The organism is Cognatishimia sp. F0-27, assembly GCF_020667845.1.
GTDB lineage: Bacteria > Pseudomonadota > Alphaproteobacteria > Rhodobacterales > Rhodobacteraceae > JAFMPQ01.
In genome coordinates this window covers 1-2614 of record NZ_JAFMPQ010000078.1, presented here as the reverse complement: position 1 = coordinate 2614, position 2614 = coordinate 1, and the positions used below count along the sequence as shown (strand labels likewise).

Sequence of the window (2614 nt, the reverse complement as noted above, 5' to 3'; positions counted from 1 at the left end):
CCTCGTGCAGCCGCCACAGCGCCAAATGGGCGTCTATTTCAGAAAGGACGGCCCGAATATCATCGTCCGCGGACTGTGTTTTCGCCTTTCGACGCGGGTTCACCATTACGCGATCCTTACCGCGTGTGTTCATGAAGTGACGCGGTTGCCTTTCTCATGGTCGCTCATCCGCATATTCTGTGCAATACGCGAAACGATCTCTCTTGGAACAAGCCGTTGTGCAGAGATCCTTGGGAACGGCATCTCGTTGATCAGGCGATCGTTTCCAAAAAGAGCGCAATATTCGTCGTAATTGTCGAAGCCCTGCCGTTCAGCATAGTCGACATATGTCTCGGCCGCGGCGCCGTCGGCAAAGATGACCTGATGGTCTTTGGTCTCGATATGGTAGTAAGTCACGTTTTCGGGGAGCGCGTCCAAGGGTTCGAACCGCACGTTTTGACCGTTGACCAGCGCGCTGGCGTTGATAGCAAGCCCATCCAGGATAAGAGCGTGGTTGCTGGTCAGCACAAGATCCTTCACGGGAGCGCCGTCCCCAAGTGCTCCGGCGGACACGCGCACAGGCGTGAAACGATCGGGCGGCATGAAGGTCTTGTTCAGTGTCTGCAGCCCGATCCACAAAACGGCTGTGGCCGACCCGTCGGCGGTTGTGATCAGGTCGCCGATGCGCAGGTCTTCGACCAAAACGTCGCCGGTTGGCGTTGCGATCATCGTGCCCGCCGCGAAGCACATCGGCGGCCCCAAGGTCCCGAGCGTCTTTCCACTGTCTTCACCGCCGTCTGTCGACGTCGTTCGAATGAAGAAGTCCGATTCACTTAACAGCAGGCTCGCATCGAGGTCGGTGGTTGGCGAAGAGAGGGTAAATTCAAACGCCGTTACACTGCCGTCTTTTTGGCCTCTGGCGCTCACCACGACATAGGCATCGTAGGGCGCCTCTACGCCACCGCCGGCAATTGAGAGGCCCGGATCGGTTCCACCGTTGCCCCCGATATTGTTTTCTTCGATGCCGAAAATCGGTGTGATTGTTGAGCTGCCTTCCGTGACTGCGACGTCGGAAATTTCGATGTCAGGGTACAGCGACAGGTTGCTGAGGTCGAAGGCAACGCCGATTGAATCTTCTGTTCCGCTCTTGCTTTCATTCTTGAGGCTTATAGCGATCTTGATGTCGTCAAATCCATCGGAATTGTTGTCCTCTCCATATACGATTTCAATATCGTAATTTTCTTCGGAGCCCCCGGCAACGTAGGTATCAAATGTCATGAAAAACACAGGCACGGCGAACCACCTCACTACCGATAAATGCGATGGGTCACAGCCCTTTTGGACGCCCTAGAGAGTTGGGCTACATGGAGAGCAGCCAGAAATGCAATATGCTGACTGCAGCATTTGTTAATAATTCATTAATGCTCGTCAATTGTCAATTAGTTTATATTTCGATCGGCCCAAGGGTGAACGCATTAAGGGGAGCTCTACTTTTAGGTGCGTGGATTGTGAGGCAATTCTCTTTTCAAATCGATGTGAGGTTGGGTGCTCTTGGTTGATTTCCGATATGGAATTTAGAGGTGGCCCGACAAAACTGAACAGGTGAGTTAGGTGGATTTTCCGCTCCTGATCCGGCAGCGTGCCGGGACGAAGGAGCTACGATGGCAAGACGACCAAGACGGAACCACAGCCCAGCCTTCAAGGCAAAAGTCGCGTTGGCGGCTTTGAAGGGCGATAAGACGATGAGCGAGCTGGCGACGCAGTTCGATGTGCATCCTAACCAGATCAAGCAGTGGAAAGACCAGCTCCTCGATGGCGTGACGGACGTTTTCGATGACAAGCCGAAGGCGTCGAAGGAACCAGAGATCGACGTCAAATCGCTCCACGCGAAGATTGGTCAGCTGACGCTTGAAAACGATTTTTTGGGAAAAGCGCTAGCCAAAGCCGCCCCTTCTTCTTTTGCTTTTGTGGGACCTTCAGCCCTTCACGTCGCCGCAAGTGCATCGACCATGTGCGGCAGGCGTTTAGTGTATCTGAGCGCCTGCCGCACCTTGGGCCAGCAGCGATCCACGCAGCGCAAACTGCCCGAAGGCCTGGTCGATGAAGAACGCCTGACTGACGACATCATTGAGTTGGCCGACAAGTACGGGCGTTATGGCTATCGGATGGTCACCGGTCTGCTGAACAACGCAGGCTGGCACGTGAACCATAAGTGGGTCGATACAACCGAATATGAAGTTCGTCCCAACCAAGAACGAAGAACAGCAGGATATTCAAGCTTTGCATCGTGCACGGCCCCGGCTGTCGCAGATGGCATGCAGTGTCGTGTTCATGCCACCCTTGGTTCGCCCAATCAGGCGACCGCGCCCCCCTTTTTGACGCCCAGACTGGACGCCGTGCGGTGGGCTTTCAGGCAGGTGGCGTCGATCATCACGGTCTTCTTCTCACCGTTCCCGGCCGCCAACCCGGCCAGCATCTGTGCGAAGATGCCTTTATCGCTCCAGCGCTGCCAACGGTTGTAGAGCTTCTTATGTGCGCCGTACTCCTTCGGCGCATCCCTCCAGCGCAAGCCATTGCGGTTTACGAAGATAATCCCACTCAGGACACGCCGGTCGTCGACACGCGGTTTGCCGTG

The 2614-nt window shown here is 55.2% G+C and carries 1 protein-coding gene and 3 pseudogenes; 2 read left to right on the top strand and 2 right to left on the bottom strand.

What is annotated here, in order from left to right:
* Nucleotides 1-129: 129 nt before the first annotated feature.
* A complete protein-coding gene (locus tag J1C49_RS21360) occupies nucleotides 130-1257 on the bottom strand; it encodes a Hint domain-containing protein (protein WP_227447838.1) in 1128 nt (375 codons plus the stop codon).
* Nucleotides 1258-1640: 383 nt separating this feature from the next.
* On the opposite strand from J1C49_RS21360, the pseudogene J1C49_RS22010 reads away from it, so the two are divergent.
* Both J1C49_RS22010 and J1C49_RS22005 read left to right on the top strand, forming a co-directional pair.
* Nucleotides 1641-1823: pseudogene (locus tag J1C49_RS22010) on the top strand (transposase); the annotation flags it as partial.
* A 134-nt stretch (nucleotides 1824-1957) separates the two neighbouring features.
* Nucleotides 1958-2201 (top strand): annotated as a pseudogene (locus J1C49_RS22005) (IS3 family transposase); the annotation flags it as partial.
* A gap of 69 nt (nucleotides 2202-2270) precedes the next feature.
* On the opposite strand, the pseudogene J1C49_RS21350 reads toward J1C49_RS22005, so the two are convergent.
* Nucleotides 2271-2614, bottom strand: a pseudogene (locus J1C49_RS21350) (IS5 family transposase); the annotation flags it as partial.